General features: G+C 70.9%; 13 protein-coding genes. 6 read left to right on the top strand and 7 right to left on the bottom strand.

Annotated features, from left to right (window positions below; all coding sequences use genetic code 11):
- Positions 1 to 29 precede the first annotated feature (29 nt).
- Positions 30 to 1340 (bottom strand): MFS transporter, encoded by a 1311-nt coding sequence (locus tag ACEN9J_RS30220; RefSeq protein WP_413762841.1) that lies wholly within the window; start codon positions 1338 to 1340, stop codon positions 30 to 32.
- 152 nt (positions 1341 to 1492) lie between these two features.
- Here ACEN9J_RS30220 and ACEN9J_RS30225 point away from each other — a divergent pair, with 152 nt between their 5' ends.
- Positions 1493 to 2395, top strand: coding sequence for a LysR family transcriptional regulator (locus tag ACEN9J_RS30225; RefSeq protein WP_261217476.1), 903 nt, complete (start codon positions 1493 to 1495; stop codon positions 2393 to 2395).
- Here ACEN9J_RS30225 and ACEN9J_RS30230 read toward each other — a convergent pair whose 3' ends face one another.
- The 5 genes from ACEN9J_RS30230 to ACEN9J_RS30250 all read right to left on the bottom strand — a co-directional run bounded on the left by ACEN9J_RS30230 (position 2396) and on the right by ACEN9J_RS30250 (position 7022).
- Positions 2396 to 3175, bottom strand: coding sequence for an enoyl-CoA hydratase/isomerase family protein (locus tag ACEN9J_RS30230; protein WP_413762842.1), 780 nt, complete (start codon positions 3173 to 3175; stop codon positions 2396 to 2398).
- Positions 3172 to 4389, bottom strand: a complete 1218-nt coding sequence (locus tag ACEN9J_RS30235) for a CaiB/BaiF CoA transferase family protein (protein ID WP_413762843.1) — start codon at positions 4387 to 4389, stop codon at positions 3172 to 3174. Before ACEN9J_RS30235 ends, ACEN9J_RS30230 begins: the two co-directional genes overlap by 4 nt.
- 35 nt (positions 4390 to 4424) lie before the next feature.
- The gene (locus ACEN9J_RS30240; RefSeq protein ID WP_413762844.1) at positions 4425 to 5405 is read right to left on the bottom strand and encodes a tripartite tricarboxylate transporter substrate binding protein; all 981 of its coding nucleotides are present in this window, start codon (positions 5403 to 5405) and stop codon (positions 4425 to 4427) included.
- A gap of 67 nt (positions 5406 to 5472) precedes the next feature.
- Entirely contained in the window at positions 5473 to 6396 is a 924-nt protein-coding gene (locus ACEN9J_RS30245; protein WP_413762845.1) for a LysR family transcriptional regulator, read from the bottom strand.
- On the bottom strand, positions 6393 to 7022 hold the full coding sequence (locus tag ACEN9J_RS30250; RefSeq protein ID WP_413762846.1) for a glutathione S-transferase: 630 nt from the start codon (positions 7020 to 7022) through the stop codon (positions 6393 to 6395). Before ACEN9J_RS30250 ends, ACEN9J_RS30245 begins: the two co-directional genes overlap by 4 nt.
- 142 nt (positions 7023 to 7164) lie before the next feature.
- On the opposite strand from ACEN9J_RS30250, the gene zigA reads away from it, so the two are divergent.
- Positions 7165 to 8358: a zinc metallochaperone GTPase ZigA gene (gene zigA, locus ACEN9J_RS30255; RefSeq protein WP_413762847.1), complete on the top strand. Its 1194-nt coding sequence runs from the start codon at positions 7165 to 7167 to the stop codon at positions 8356 to 8358.
- Here the strand turns inward: zigA and ACEN9J_RS30260 are convergent.
- Positions 8282 to 8836 carry a Fur family transcriptional regulator gene (locus tag ACEN9J_RS30260; protein ID WP_256222257.1) on the bottom strand — a complete coding sequence of 185 codons (555 nt, stop codon included), beginning with the start codon at positions 8834 to 8836 and terminating at the stop codon, positions 8282 to 8284. The two genes, zigA and ACEN9J_RS30260, sit on opposite strands and share 77 nt — an antisense overlap.
- 152 nt (positions 8837 to 8988) lie before the next feature.
- Here ACEN9J_RS30260 and ACEN9J_RS30265 point away from each other — a divergent pair, with 152 nt between their 5' ends.
- From ACEN9J_RS30265 to ACEN9J_RS30280, 4 genes are all read left to right on the top strand, one after another.
- Entirely contained in the window at positions 8989 to 9957 is a 969-nt protein-coding gene (locus tag ACEN9J_RS30265) for a cupin domain-containing protein (RefSeq protein WP_413762848.1), read from the top strand.
- Positions 9958 to 10093: 136 nt separating this feature from the next.
- Complete coding sequence (locus tag ACEN9J_RS30270; RefSeq protein WP_413762849.1) at positions 10094 to 11044, top strand: tryptophan 2,3-dioxygenase; 951 nt, start codon at positions 10094 to 10096, stop codon at positions 11042 to 11044.
- 33 nt (positions 11045 to 11077) lie between these two features.
- On the top strand, positions 11078 to 12253 hold the full coding sequence (locus ACEN9J_RS30275; RefSeq protein WP_413762850.1) for an aromatic amino acid transaminase: 1176 nt from the start codon (positions 11078 to 11080) through the stop codon (positions 12251 to 12253).
- Positions 12250 to 13410 (top strand): FAD-dependent oxidoreductase, encoded by a 1161-nt coding sequence (locus ACEN9J_RS30280; RefSeq protein WP_413762851.1) that lies wholly within the window; start codon positions 12250 to 12252, stop codon positions 13408 to 13410. The genes ACEN9J_RS30275 and ACEN9J_RS30280 overlap by 4 nt, the downstream gene beginning before the upstream one ends.
- Positions 13411 to 13453 lie beyond the last annotated feature (43 nt).

The raw sequence follows: 13453 nt of genomic DNA on the forward strand, positions 1-13453 counted from the left end.
GTGGGGAGGAATGTTCGAGACGATGGAGATCAGGCGTGCGCGCCGGCTGCGTCGATGTCGCGGCCCGTGTGGTCGCGCAGCCAGAGCAGGCCCAGCAGCGAGACCAGGGTCATGACGACCAGGTACCAGGCTGGCGCGAGCTTGCTGCCGGTGGCGTTGAGCAGCCAGGTGCTGATGAAGGGCGCGAAGCCGCCGAACAGCGCCACGCCCACGCTGTAGACCAGCGACATGCCGCTGGCGCGCACCGGCTTCGGGAACATCTCGGGCAGCATCGTGATGCCGGGCACGGTCTGGCCCACCAGGCCCAGGCTCAGCACGCCGAGCACGATGAACAGCACGGCGGGCGTGGGCGAGGCATTGAGCCAGAGGAAGCCCGGGTAGATCAGCACCACGAGGAACACGCGGCTCCAGAGGATCAGCGGCTTGCGGCCCACGCGGTCCGACAGCAGGCCGACGAAGGGCGCGAAGGCGAACGAGATCAGGCCGGTGAGCGCGGCACCGAACAGCGCCACCGAGGGCGTGAGGCCGAGTTCGCGCACCGCGTAGGTCGGCATGTAGAAGGTGACGACGTAGGCCGCGGTGGTGCCGCCGACCAGCGCGAGGATGGCGGCCAGCACGGTCTTGCCGTGCTGCGAGCAGACGATCTTGAGGCTGCTCTCGCGGCGCGGCGCGGTGGCCGATTCGGGCGCGATCTGCAGCGATTCCTCGAGATGGCGGCGGATGTACATGCCCACCGGCGCGATCAGCATGCCGATGACGAAGGGCACGCGCCAGCCCCAGCTCTGCATGTTCTCGGGCGACAGCGTGAAGGTGAGCGCGCCCACCACCACCGCGCCGAGCATCACGCCCAGGCCCTGGCTCGCGAACTGCCAGCTCGCCATGTAGCCGCGGTTCTGCGGCGTCGCATGTTCTACCAGCAGCGTGGTGGAGGCGCCGACCTCGCCACCGGCCGAGAAGCCCTGGATCAATCTCGCCAGCACGATCAGCACCGGCGCCGCGACGCCGATGCTCGCGTAGGTGGGCGTGAAGGCGATCACCGCGCAGCCCAGCGCCATCAGGAAGATGGTCAAGGTCATGGCCTTCTTGCGGCCCGCGCGGTCGGCATAGGCGCCGATCACGATGCCGCCCAGCGGCCGCATGATGAAGCCGACACCGAAGGTCGCGACGGTGAGCAGCAGCTGGCCGTAGCCGCTGAAGGTGGGAAAGAACAGCTTGCCGATCACCAGCGCGAGGAAACCGTAGACGGTGAAGTCGAAGAACTCGAGGCCGTTGCCGATGGTGGTGGCGACGATGGTCTGGCGCCGGCTGGCGGCGCTGTGCGCGGGACGGGTGGGGCTCATGTCTCGGGGTGTTGGTGTGGTTCTGTGGGAATGCGGGTAGGTCGAAGGTCTTCGGCCGCGACGGATGCTAGAGAGTCGGTTGCTCGCTGAAAAGACAATAATTGGGCCAGTACGATAACTTTTGGTTGTCGCCCGTCCGGCACCCGTCCTCCATGAAACCCAACCAGTTGCACGCCTTCGTCGCGGTGGTCGAGCAGATGAGCATCCGCGCCGCGGCGCGCGTGCTCGGCATCTCGCAGCCCGCGGTGACCAAGATCGTGCGCGAGCTCGAGCGCGAGGTCGACGCGCCGCTGGTCGAGCGCAGCGTCAAGGGCGTGCGGCTCACGCCCTTCGGCGAGGCCTTCGCGCCGCGCGCGCGCATGCTGCTGGCCGACATGCAGCGCGCGCGCGAGGAGATCGCGCAGATCCGCGACGGGCTCACGGGCCGGGTCGCGCTGGCCGTCAGCACCTCGTTCGCGCAGACCATCCTGCCGGCGGCGTTCAAGGACTTCCATGGCCGGCTGCCGGCCGTCGACGTGCAGTTCAGCGAGGCGGTGCTGCCCTGGATGCTGGCGCGCCTGCGCGAGGGCTCGCTCGACTTCGCGGTGGCCCACGTGGTGCCGGGCCGGCTCGATCCGCAGTTCGAGGCCATCGAGCTGTTCCCGGTGAAGCTGGTGGTGGGACTGCGCGAGCGCCATCCGCTGCGCGCGAGCCGCTCGATGGCCGAGCTCGCGACCGCCGAGTGGATCCTGCCGGGCGACGATCACTTCAGCGGCCGTGAATCGATCTCGGCGCTGCTGCCGCTGGGCCTGCCGGCGCCGCAGCGCGTGATCCAGGGCCATTCGGTCACGGTCGCGCTGTCGCTGGTCGGGCAGATGGACCTGATCGGCCTGTTCGTCGAGCCGCTGGCCGCGCTGAGCTTCAAGCGCCACGGCATCCGGCGCGTGGACGTGGTCGAGACGCTGCCGACGCTCAACGTCTGCGTGGTCAAGCGCCGCGGCCAGTTGCTGACGCCGGCCGCGCAGCACTTCGTCGAATGCATCCAGCGCGCCTCGGCGCGCGCGGTCGCGACCTGATCAGCGGCCGCGCCAGGCCGGTGGCCGTCCCTCGGTGAAGGCCGCCACGCCCTCGGCGAAATCGGCGCTGCCGTAGCAGCGGCGCACGAGGTCGTCGGTGTCGGGCGCGCCCTGCGCCGTGCCGCGGCGCAGCGCTTCCTTGGCGGCCGCCTGCGTCACGGGCGCGAGCGCGGCCAGCCGTGCGCACAGCGACTGCAGCGCGCCGTCGAGCGCCTCGCTCGCGCAGACCTGCTCGAGGAAGCCGCAGGCCAGCGCCTCGTTCGCATCGAGGATCTGCGCCAGCAGCAGCATGCGCCGCACCGGCTGCAGGCCCCAGGCCGCGCGCAGCCGCGCGAAGTTCAGCGACGACAGCGTGTTGCCCAGCGTGCGCGCGATCGGCACGCCGAAGCGCGCGCCCGGCGTTGCCAGCCGGAAGTCGCAGGCGGTCGCGATCGCGAGTCCGCCGCCCACGGCCCAGCCCTCGACCACCGCCACGGTCGGCATCGGCAGCGCCTCGATCAGGCCGATGCCGGCATCGATGCGCCGCTCGTAGGCCACGCCGTCGTCGCCGCCCGCGAAGTCGCGGAACTGCGCGATGTCGGTGCCGGCCACGAAGGCCTGGCCGCCCGCGCCGCGCAGCACCGCCACGCGCACCTCGCCGGCGCGCGCGGCCAGCGATTCGCAGTGCGCGGCGAGCGACTGGTACATGGCCCAGGTCATGGCATTGCGCGCGGCCGGCCGGTCGAACACCAGCGTGGCGATGCCCTCCGTCACCGAGAGATGAACGCTGCCTTCGCTCATGATCCGAAGGCTCCGGCCGCGGCCAGCTCGCGCTGCGCCGGCGCATCGATGCCGAGCTCGGCCAGCACCTCGGCCGTGTGCTGCCCGAGCAGCGGCGGGGCGCGCCGCACCTGCTGCGGCGTGCCACCCATCTTCACCGCGAAGCCGATGTTCGGCACCTTGCCTTCCACCGGGTGGTCGATCTCGATGCGCATGCGGCGGTGGCGGCCATGCTCGCTCTCGAAGGCCTCGGGGTAGCTGAGGATCGGCCCGGCAGGAATGCCCACGGCCAGCAGCCGGTCGATCCAGTGCTCGCAACCTTGTTGCGCGAAGCTGCGCTCGAGGCTCTCGACCAGCGCATGCCGGTTCGCGAGGCGCAGCGACACCGTCGCGAAGCGTGCGTCATCGAGCAGGTCGGGCCGCTCCAGCGTGGCGCACAGCGTCTGCCACAGCTTCTGGTTGGTGGCGCCCATCACGAAGTGGCCATCGGCCGCCTTCATCGCCTGGTAGGGCGCGCTCATGCGGTTGGCGGTGCCGAGCTGCTCGGGTTCGCGGCCCGTGCCCCAGTACTCGCTGATGTCCCAGATCGAGAAGGCCAGCGCGGAATCGAACAGCGAGGCATCGACGTACTGGCCGCGTCCCGTGGCCTTGGCGCCGATATAGGCCGACAGCATGCCGTAGGTGGCGAACAGCGCGCAGCCGATGTCGGCCACCGGCACGCCGGCCTTGGCGGGCGGGCCGTCGGGATGGCCGGTCACGCTCATGATTCCCGACATCGCCTGCGCCATCAGGTCGAAGCCCGGCCGGCCGGCCCAGGGCCCGGTCTGGCCGAAGCCCGAGATGCTGACGTAGACCAGCCGCGGGTTGATCGCGCTGAGCGTCTCGTAGTCGGTGCGCAGCCGCTTCATCACGCCGGGGCGGTAGTTCTCCACCAGGATGTCGGCCTGCGCTACCAGCTTGTAGAGCACCTCGCGCCCGCTGTCGGACTTGAGGTCGAGCGCGATCGAGCGCTTGTTGCGGTTCATGTTGAGGAAGCCCATGCTGTCCGTGCCCTTGAGCTTGAAGCCCATGGCGCCGCGCGTCTGGTCGCCGCCCTGCGGCGGCTCGACCTTGATGACGTCGGCGCCGAGGTCGGCCAGCAGCATGCAGGCATAGGGGCCGGCCATGACCTGGCTCACGTCGAGCACGCGCACGCCGGCCAAAGGGAGGGGACGGGAGGAGGAGGTGTCGCTCATCGGTTGGCGTCTTTCAGGGGGAAAGGAAAATGGTCTCAGGCGTCGGCGCGCACGCCGGCTTCCTTCACGATGCGGCCCCATTTGGCGTACTCGCTCGCGATGAAGGCGCCGAACTTCTCGGGGCTGCCGCCCGCGTCCTCGGCGCCGAACTCGTCGAGCCGCTGCGCGATGTCGGGCAGGGCCAGCACGCGGTTGATGTCCTCGCTCATGCGCTGCACCATCGGCGCGGCCATGCCGCGCGGGCCGACCAGGCCGTACCACGAGGCCGCGTCCAGCCCCGGAAAGCCCGACTCGGCGAGCGTGGGCACGGTGGGATGGCTGCGCGCGCGCTGCAGCCGCGTCTGCGCGATCGCAATCACCTTGCCCTGCTTCACGAAGGGCGTGGCGGCGGTCATGGTGTCGAAGGCATAGTCGATCTGCCCACCGAGCAGGTCGACGATCAGGGCGCTCGAGCCCTTGTAGGGCACATGAACCGCATCGACCTTGGCCTGCAGCTTGAACATCTCGAAGGCCAGGTGTTGCGCCGAGCCGATGCCCGAGGAGCCGAAGGACACGCGGCCCGGCCGCTCGCGGCACAGCGCCACGACCTCGGGCAGGGTGCGCGCCTTCTGTGCCGGCGCGCAGGTCAGCATGTTCGGCGTCACGCCCACCAGGGTCAGCGGCGTGAAGTCGCGCCGCGGGTCGTAGCGCACACCGGTCAGCAGCGCCGGCGCGATTGCGTGGCTGTTGACGTGCGCCATCAGCAGGGTGTTGCCGTCGGGCGGCTGCTTGCTCACGTAGTCGGCCGCGATCGCGCCGGTGGCGCCGGGCTTGTTCTCGACCACCACCGAGGCGTTCCACATCGCGCCCAGCTTCTGGCCGATGACGTGCGCCAGCACGTCGGTGCCGCCGCCGGGCGCGAAGCCCACCACGATCTTCACGGGGCCGGCCGGTGGCGCCGCCTCGTTCGCGGCGCGCACCAGTGCCGGTGCGGCGAGGGCGGCCGCGGCCGCCAGGGTGAAGCTTCTGCGTTGCATGCTGCGATGTCTCCGTCGTTCTGTCGATTCGACGGATGGTGCGCAAGGCCCGCACCGGGCGCCATCGCTATTTGGGCGAGGCTGGATTCGCGTTTTGCGTATCCGCGAGCACGCGCGCCACGCTGGCCGCGGCACGCGACAGCGAATCCCCGGCGCGATGGCACAGCACGAACTGGCGCCGCGCCCAGTCGCCGCGGATCGGCAATCGCGCGAAGCGGCTGCCCGCCGCCACATGGCGCGCGATCGCCGCCGGCATGACGCCGATGCCCAGGTCCTGCGCCACCAGCGCCGCGATGCTGTCGAAGCCGCCCACGCGCATGCGCATGCGCAGCAGCTGGCCGGTCTCGTCGGCCAGCCGTGCCAGCATGAGCGAGATCGCCGAGCCCTCGTTGAGCACGATCAGGTCGCAGGCCAGGATGTCCTCGAGCACCACCTGGCGCCGGCCGGCCAGCGCATGGCCGCGCGCGGTGACGGCCACCAGCTCATCGCCGCGGTAGGGCAGCATCGGCAGGTCGATGGCGCCGAGGCTGGCCTCGTAGATGCCGATGTCGACCGTGCCGCGGCGCAGCGCCTGCTGCACCACCTGGCTGTTCATCTCCTGCAGGTCGATGCGCACGCTGGGGCAGGCGGCGGCGCAGCGCTCGATGTCGCGCGGCATGAACTGGATCACGGCCGACTTCGGCGCCGCCACGCGCACCACGCCCTGTTCGCCGCCGAGATAGGAGGCCGCGTCGTCCTGCATGCGCAGCACGGTGTGGGTGATGTTGCGCGCATGCGCGAGCATCGCGCGCCCGGCATCGGTCAGCACCATGCCGTGCGGGCGGCGCTCGAACAGCGCCACGCCGAACTGCGATTCGAGCTCGAGGATGCGGCGCGAGGCCGCGGCCGGCGCCATGTGCATGCGCTCGGCGCCGCGCGTGACGCCGCCGAGCTCGGCGGTGGCGATGAAGAGCTGGACCGTCGTGAGGTCGAAATGCAGGCGCGTGCTCATGGGAAGGCGATGCCGGCCTCGCCGCTGCGCCAGGGCGGGTTCTTGCGCATGACGCTGTCGAACAGCGGCGAGGCGATCCAGTCCGCGAGCCAGGCGCGCAGCCGCGGCCAGGGCTGGGCCTCGAACCAGGCCGGCTCGACCATCGCGTACTGGCGCACGAAGGGCATCAGCGCGGCATCGACCAGGGTGGCGTGGGCGCCGAGCAGGAAGGCCGAGGCGGCCAGCCGCGCCTCGAGCTCGCGCAGGAAGCGCGCGCCCTGTTCGCGCGCCTCGGCCTGCACCGCGTCGGCGAAGCGGCCCGGGTACTTGTAGCGGTCGAGCTGCGGCTTGAAATGGTTGTCGCAGGCGGCGACCAGCGCCTCGATGTCGCCGGGCTGCAGCCAGCGCAGCGGATCGTGGGCCGCGAGCGCCCATCGCATGATGTCCAGGCTCTGGTCGATCACCGTGCCGTCGGCCAGCACGAGCACCGGCACCGTGCCCTTGGGCGAGGCGGCCAGCATCTCGGGCGGCTTGCGCTTGAGCTCGACCTCGCGCAGCTCGCAGCGCTGGCCGCTCGCCGCCAGCGCGAGGCGGGCGCGCATCGCATAGGGGCAGCGGCGGAAGCTGTAGAGCACGGGCGGGGTCATCGGCGGCGGGAAGGCGGAGGCGGGCCCCGAGTCTATCGGCGCGGCCGGAGGCGGCGGCGACGGGCGCTTTTCCGCTTTACATGCAACCGTGTTGCGTCATTCATATAATGCAATGTAGTTGCATATCAACGAGACCCACGCCATGCCCCAACGCCTTCCCGTCACCGTGCTGTCCGGCTTCCTCGGCGCCGGCAAGACCACGCTGCTCAACCACATCCTGCACAACCGCGAGGGCCGGCGCGTGGCGGTGATCGTCAACGACATGAGCGAGGTCAACATCGACGCCGCGCTGGTGCGCGAGGGCGGGGCCGAGCTGTCGCGCACCGACGAGCGGCTGGTCGAGATGAGCAATGGCTGCATCTGCTGCACCTTGCGCGAGGACCTGCTGATCGAGGTCGGGCGGCTCGCGAAGGAGGGCCGCTTCGACCAGCTGGTGATCGAGTCGACCGGCATCTCCGAGCCGCTGCCGGTGGCCGAGACCTTCACCTTCGCGGGCGAGGACGGCAAGAGCCTGGCCGACGTGGCGCGGCTCGACACCATGGTCACGGTGGTCGATGCCTTCAATTTCCTGCGCGACTACGGCTCGGCCGACAGCCTGCGGCAGCGCGGCCAGTCGCTGGGCGACGAGGACGCGCGCACCGTGGTCGACCTGCTGATCGAGCAGATCGAGTTCTGCGACGTGCTGGTGCTCAACAAGACCGACCTGGTGAGCGCGGCCGAGCGCGAGCGGCTGATGGCGATCCTCAAGAGCCTCAATCCGCGCGCGCGCATCGAGCTGTCGCAGTTCGGCCGCATTGCGCTCGACCGGGTGCTCGACACCGGCCTGTTCGATTTCGCGCAGGCCGAGCAGGCGCCGGGCTGGCTGGCCGAGCTGCGCGGCGAGCACCTGCCCGAGAGCGAGGCCTACGGCATCCGCAGCTTCGTCTACCGCGCGCGGCTGCCGTTCAATCCGCAGCGCTTCTGGGACCTGGTGCAGCAGGAATGGGAGGGCGTGGTGCGCTCCAAGGGCTTCTTCTGGCTCGCGAGCCGGCCCACGCGCGCGGGCAGCTGGTCGCAGGCCGGCGGCGCCTGCCGCTACGGCGCGGCGGGTTTCTGGTGGGCGGCGGTGCCGCGCGAGCACTGGCCCGGCGATCCCGAGGGGCTGGCGCTGATCCAGGCCAACTGGGACCCGGCCACGGGCGATGCGCGCCAGGAACTGGTGCTGATCGGCATCGGCATGGACGAGGCCGCGCTGCGCGCGCGGCTCGATGCCTGCCTGCTCACCGAGGAAGAGATGCGCTACGGCGCCTCGTGGTGGCAGAACCTGCCGGACCCTTTCCCGTCCTGGAACGCGTAGGGCGGGCGGCGGGCCGGGCCGCGGGTGCGGCTTCGGCGGGCACGCAGTCGCCGCAGGTGCCGTGCAGGGTGAGCGCGGTGCGGCGGGTGTCGATGCCCTGCTTGCGCAGCGCGCGGCCGAGCCGGCCCATGACCTTCGGCAGTTCGGGGTCGGAGGGCAGGGCCAGCACCTTGTGGCACTGGTCGCACTCGAAGGTGTTGCCCGAGGCGGCCTCGACGTGGCGCGCGAAGCGGTTCACGCGGTCGGCGCCGACGCGGCGGTCGCACAGGCCGACCTCGACCAGCCGGTCGAGCACGCGGTAGATCGTGACCCGGTCGGGTTCCTCCCCGGTGGCGGTGGTGTAGGCCGCGGCGACTTCGTCGTGCGTGAGCGGTTGGGAGGTGTGCTCGAGCAGCTCGAGCACGGTCTGGGCGGCGCGCGTGACGCGCAGTCCGCGGTCGCGCAGCTGGCTTTCGCTGTCGAAGGTTGCGTGGGCCATTCGGGGCTTCGGTTGCGAGGTCGTTGTCTTCATGCGAGCCGCCATTGTGTTGCATCCCGCGTCGTCGTGGGCGCGCCGCGGTGAATCGCCCGGCTTCCATGCCAGATAATCCGCGCGAATCGGACAGACCACGGACGCCACGACACGACAGCATGGACACGGGACGCGACGGCGACGCACTGAGCCACCTGCTCGCGGGCTACAAGTCCGAGCGCGCCGTCACGGCGCGCTTCTCGCTCTCGGCGCCGTGGGCGCTGCACTCGACCGGCGTGGACGGCCCGCTGATCCGCCTGTGCACCGGCGCGCCCTACTGGATTTCGGTGGGCGATGCCGAACCGGTGCAGGTGGCGCCGCACGACATCGCGATGCTGCCGCAGGGCGGCGCGCACACGGTGTCGTCGGCGCCGGGGCTCGAGGCGCGGCCGTTCCGCGAGCTGATCGCCGCGCATTCCACCGGCCGCCACGGCGACCACCCTATCGTGTTCTCGCACGGCGGCGGCGGTCCGGTCACCGAACTGTTCTCGCTGCACCTGTGGCTTCCTGCCCAGGGGCTGGGTTCGATCATCGCGAGCCTGCCGCCGCTGATCGTGCTGCGCCAGGCGCAGATTCCCACCACCGCCTCGCTGGCGCTGGCGATGGAGACGCTGGTCAACGAGACCGTGGCGCAGCGCCCGGGCTGGCAGCTCTCAGCCGCGCGCATGGCCGACCTGCTGCTGGTCCACATCCTCTGCGAGCACCTCTACGCGCAGCCGGCCACGGCGCCGGCCGAGCGCCTGGGCACCTTGCGTGGACTCGACGACGAGAGCATCGCGCGCGCCATGGCGCTGATGCACGAGCGGCCCGCGCATCCGTGGTCGGTGGCGACGCTGGCGCAGGCCAGCTATCTGTCGCGCACCATCTTCAGCGAGCGTTTCCGCGCGCTGGTGGGCGTCACGCCGATGCACTACCTGGGCTCCTACCGCATGACGCTGGCGGCCGAGAAGCTCAAGAACCGGCAGCTGAGCCTGTACCAGGTGGCCGAGTCGGTGGGCTACGCGTCGGAGAAGGCGTTCTCGCGCGCCTTCCAGCGCTGGACCGGGCTCACGCCCAGCGCCTACGCCCGGCGCCACGGCGCCGCCTGAACGCCGTCATCGTCCGGTCACGGACGAACGGTGACCAAATCCGGCGCGCCGGAGGTTGAGCCGCCGGCCCCGGGGCCGAAGAATCGCCGCATCCCCATCACGGCCCGCGCAGCATGCAGGCCAGAGAGACGACGACATGACGGCTTCCCCCTCGCGCGCCCGGCGGCAGCGCGTGATTCCCGCGGTGCGCGATCCCGCGCTCGAGCTTTCGCTGGTCAAGCCGATCGCGGCCGGCGACAACCACCAGCGCGCGGCCACGGTGCGGGACACCGACGGCGAGCCGCTGCTGCGGTTCGAGGGCCGCAGCAACCCCTACCTCGAGCACCAGCGCAACGACCTGCTGCTGAGCCTGCAGCACATGCGCAGCGAAGGCCACGACGAGATGGTCTTCATGTGCATCACTCATTGCAAGGAACTGAGCTTCAAGGCGATCCACTACGAACTCTCGAACATGCAGCTGCGCGTGCGCGCCGACGACGTGGTCGGCGCGCTGCAGCTCGCGCCGCGGGTGCGCGCGCTGCTCGAGTTCCTGGCCAAGACCTGGGACGTGCTCTCGACCATCACGCCGCACGAGTTCAACCAGTTCCGCAACACGCTGGGCATCGCCTCGGGCCAGCAGTCCTACATGTACCGGCACGTGGAATTCATCCTCGGCAACAAGTCGATTCCGCTGGCGCGCGCGCATGCCAACAACCCCGAGGTCTGGCCTCAGATGGAGCGCGCGCTGAATGCGCCGAGCCTCTACGACGACGTGCTCGCGCTGCTGCACCGGCGCGGCGTGCCCGTGCCGGCCGAGGCGCTCGAGCGCGACTGGTCGGCGAGCTACGCACCCAACGCGGGCGTGGAGGCAGCGTGGCTGCAGGTCTACGGCGATCCGGCGCCCGAGAACGATCTCTACCGGCTCGGCGAGGCGCTGATGGACATCGCCGACGTGTTCTCGCAGTACCGCTGGCGCCATTTCGTCTCGGTCGAACGCATCCTGGGCTTCAAGCCCGGCACCGGCGGTTCGGCCGGCGTGGGCTGGCTGCGCAGCGTGGTGGACCACCGCTTCTTTCCCGAGCTGTGGTCGGTGCGCACGCGGCTCTGAGCCTTTTCTTTCGTTTTTCTTTCTGGAGCACGCGTGTTCGAGCAACTGCCGGCCTATGCCGACGATCCCATCCTCGGCCTGTTCGAGGCGTACAAGGCCGACCCGCGGCCGCACAAGGTCAATCTCGGCATCGGCATCTATTGCGACGAGCAGGGCCGCGTGCCGGTGCTGGCTTCGGTGCGCGCGGCGCGCGCGCTGCTGGCCGAGGCCGACGCGCCCAGCGTCTATGCGCCGACCGAGGGGGCGCAGCCCTACCGCGACGCGGTGCGGCGGCTGGTGTTCGGCGAGCTCGAAACGGCGCCGATCGTGGTGGTGCAGACCGTGGCCGGAACGGGCGCACTCAAGACCGGCGCGGACCTGCTGAAGGACCTGTCTCCCGAGGCCACGGTGTGGATGCCCGACCCGACCTGGGCCAACCATGCGGCGATCTTCGAGGGTGCGGGGCTGCGCGTCGATCACTATCCCTATTACGACGGCAGGACCGGCGGCTTCGACCTCGATGGCGCCATCGCCACGCTCGGCAAGCTGCCGGCCGGCGACATCGTGCTGCTGCACCCCTGTTGCCACAACCCGACCGGCGTGGATCCCTCGCACGACGAATGGCGCGCGCTGTTCGACACCATCGCCCGGCGCGGCCTGCTGCCCTTCTTCGACATGGCCTACCAGGGCTTCGCGCAGGGCGTGGACGAGGATGCCTGGGCGGTGCGCGAATGCGTGCGGCGCGGCATCGCCTGCCTGGTGGCGAGCTCGTTCTCGAAGATCTTCTCGCTCTATGGCGAACGCGTGGGCGCGCTCGCCGTGCATGCGCCGGGCGCCGACGCGGCGCGGCTGCTGGGCCGGCTCAAGCTCGGCATCCGGCGCAGCTATTCGTGCCCGCCGGGGCAGGGCGCGGCACTGGTGCAGGCGATCCTGACGGACCGCGCGCTCGAATCGCAATGGCGCGCCGAGCTCGAGGCGATGCGGCTGCGCATGCGGGCGATGCGCACGGCGCTGCATCGCGCGTTGCATCGGGCGCTAGGGCCGGGCTCCGACTACCTGGTGGCGCAGCACGGCATGTTCAGCTACACGGGGCTCGCGCCCGCACGGATCGATGCGCTGCGCGAACGCTTCGGCGTCTACCTCGTGGGCTCGGGGCGGCTGTGCGTCGCGGGGCTCAATGCCTCGAACATCGAACGGGTGAGCGCCGCGCTCGCGGCGGTGCGCGCATGACGCGGCCCGAACGCATCCTCGTCGTGGGCGCCGGCATCGCGGGCTGTTCGGCGGCGATCGCGCTGGCGAGCCGGGGCTTCGGCGTCACGCTGGTCGAGAAGCAGGCCGAATGGCGTTTCCAGAGCTCGGGCATCTTCATCTACGGTAACGGTCTCGAGGCGCTGCGCGCGGTGGGCGTGCTGCCGCGCATCCTCGAGGCCGGTTTCGCGATCGAGGACGGGCGCAACGTCTACCTCGACCACCTCGGCGCGCCGATCGTCGACGTGTTCTATCCGCGCTCGCAGGGCGGCGCGGCGCCGATCGTGGGCATCAAGCGCTCGGAGATGCATCGCGTGTTGGCAGACCGGCTGTCGGCGCTGGGCGTGGAGATCCGGCTCGCGACCACGGTGGAGCGGGTCGACACCGAGGGCGAGCGCGCGCGGGTGCTGCTGTCCGACGGCACGGCGCAGGCCTTCGACCTGGTCGTCGGCGCCGACGGCATCCGTTCGCAGCTGCGCGAACACGTGGCGGGGCCGCTCGCGCCGCGCTACACCGGCTTCGGCGTCTGGCGCAGCGTGCACGAGCGGCCGCGCGCGCTGGTGGCCAAGATCATGATGATGGGAATCGGCAAGCGGCTGGGCATCATGCCGATCGCCGACGACCGGCTCTACCTCTTCGGCACCGTCGCCGAGCCGGCCGGCCGCTGGTATCCGAAGGAGGAATGGCCCGCGCGCATGCGCGAGCGCTTCGCCGAGTTCGGCGGACCGGCGCGGCCCTTCCTCGACCAGCTCGGCGCGGACTCGGAGCTGCTCTACACGGCGGTCGAGGAGGTGCAGGCGCCGCTGCCCTGGCATGCGGGGCGCCTCCTGCTGATCGGCGACGCGGCCCATGCCTCGACGCCGTTCATGGGGCAGGGTGGGGCGATGGCGGTGGAGGACGCGGTGGTGCTGGCCCGGATGCTGGCCGAGCACGGCATCTCGGACGCCACCTTGGGCGCCTTCGGCGAGCGCCGCTATCCGATGTGCCGCTTCGTGCAGGACGCCTCGCGCCGGGTGGGCGAGGCCGGGGCGGTGGAGGACGCCGCGGGCTGCGCCTTGCGCAACGCGGCGATGCGCGAGGGCGCGCAGCGGCAGGTCGACGCGTTCTACGGCCAGCTGGACGCGCTGCGCGCGGCTTGAGCGGGGCGCTTATGTCCGGATCGACCTAAGCATCTGACGAATG

Source organism: Variovorax sp. Varisp41 (assembly GCF_047325085.1).
Taxonomy (GTDB): domain Bacteria; phylum Pseudomonadota; class Gammaproteobacteria; order Burkholderiales; family Burkholderiaceae_C; genus Variovorax.

Excerpts from the sequence above, each read along its gene's own strand:
- ACEN9J_RS30220 (WP_413762841.1), bottom strand. The coding sequence starts at position 1,340 with ATGAGCCCCACCCGTCCCGCGCACAGCGCCGCCAGCCGGCGCCAGACC.
- ACEN9J_RS30225 (WP_261217476.1), top strand. The coding sequence starts at position 1,493 with ATGAAACCCAACCAGTTGCACGCCTTCGTCGCGGTGGTCGAGCAGATG.
- ACEN9J_RS30230 (WP_413762842.1), bottom strand. The coding sequence starts at position 3,175 with ATGAGCGAAGGCAGCGTTCATCTCTCGGTGACGGAGGGCATCGCCACG.
- ACEN9J_RS30235 (WP_413762843.1), bottom strand. The coding sequence starts at position 4,389 with ATGAGCGACACCTCCTCCTCCCGTCCCCTCCCTTTGGCCGGCGTGCGC.
- ACEN9J_RS30240 (WP_413762844.1), bottom strand. The coding sequence starts at position 5,405 with ATGCAACGCAGAAGCTTCACCCTGGCGGCCGCGGCCGCCCTCGCCGCA.
- ACEN9J_RS30245 (WP_413762845.1), bottom strand. The coding sequence starts at position 6,396 with ATGAGCACGCGCCTGCATTTCGACCTCACGACGGTCCAGCTCTTCATC.
- ACEN9J_RS30250 (WP_413762846.1), bottom strand. The coding sequence starts at position 7,022 with ATGACCCCGCCCGTGCTCTACAGCTTCCGCCGCTGCCCCTATGCGATG.
- zigA (WP_413762847.1), top strand. The coding sequence starts at position 7,165 with ATGCCCCAACGCCTTCCCGTCACCGTGCTGTCCGGCTTCCTCGGCGCC.
- ACEN9J_RS30260 (WP_256222257.1), bottom strand. The coding sequence starts at position 8,836 with ATGGCCCACGCAACCTTCGACAGCGAAAGCCAGCTGCGCGACCGCGGA.
- ACEN9J_RS30265 (WP_413762848.1), top strand. The coding sequence starts at position 8,989 with ATGGACACGGGACGCGACGGCGACGCACTGAGCCACCTGCTCGCGGGC.
- ACEN9J_RS30270 (WP_413762849.1), top strand. The coding sequence starts at position 10,094 with ATGACGGCTTCCCCCTCGCGCGCCCGGCGGCAGCGCGTGATTCCCGCG.
- ACEN9J_RS30280 (WP_413762851.1), top strand. The coding sequence starts at position 12,250 with ATGACGCGGCCCGAACGCATCCTCGTCGTGGGCGCCGGCATCGCGGGC.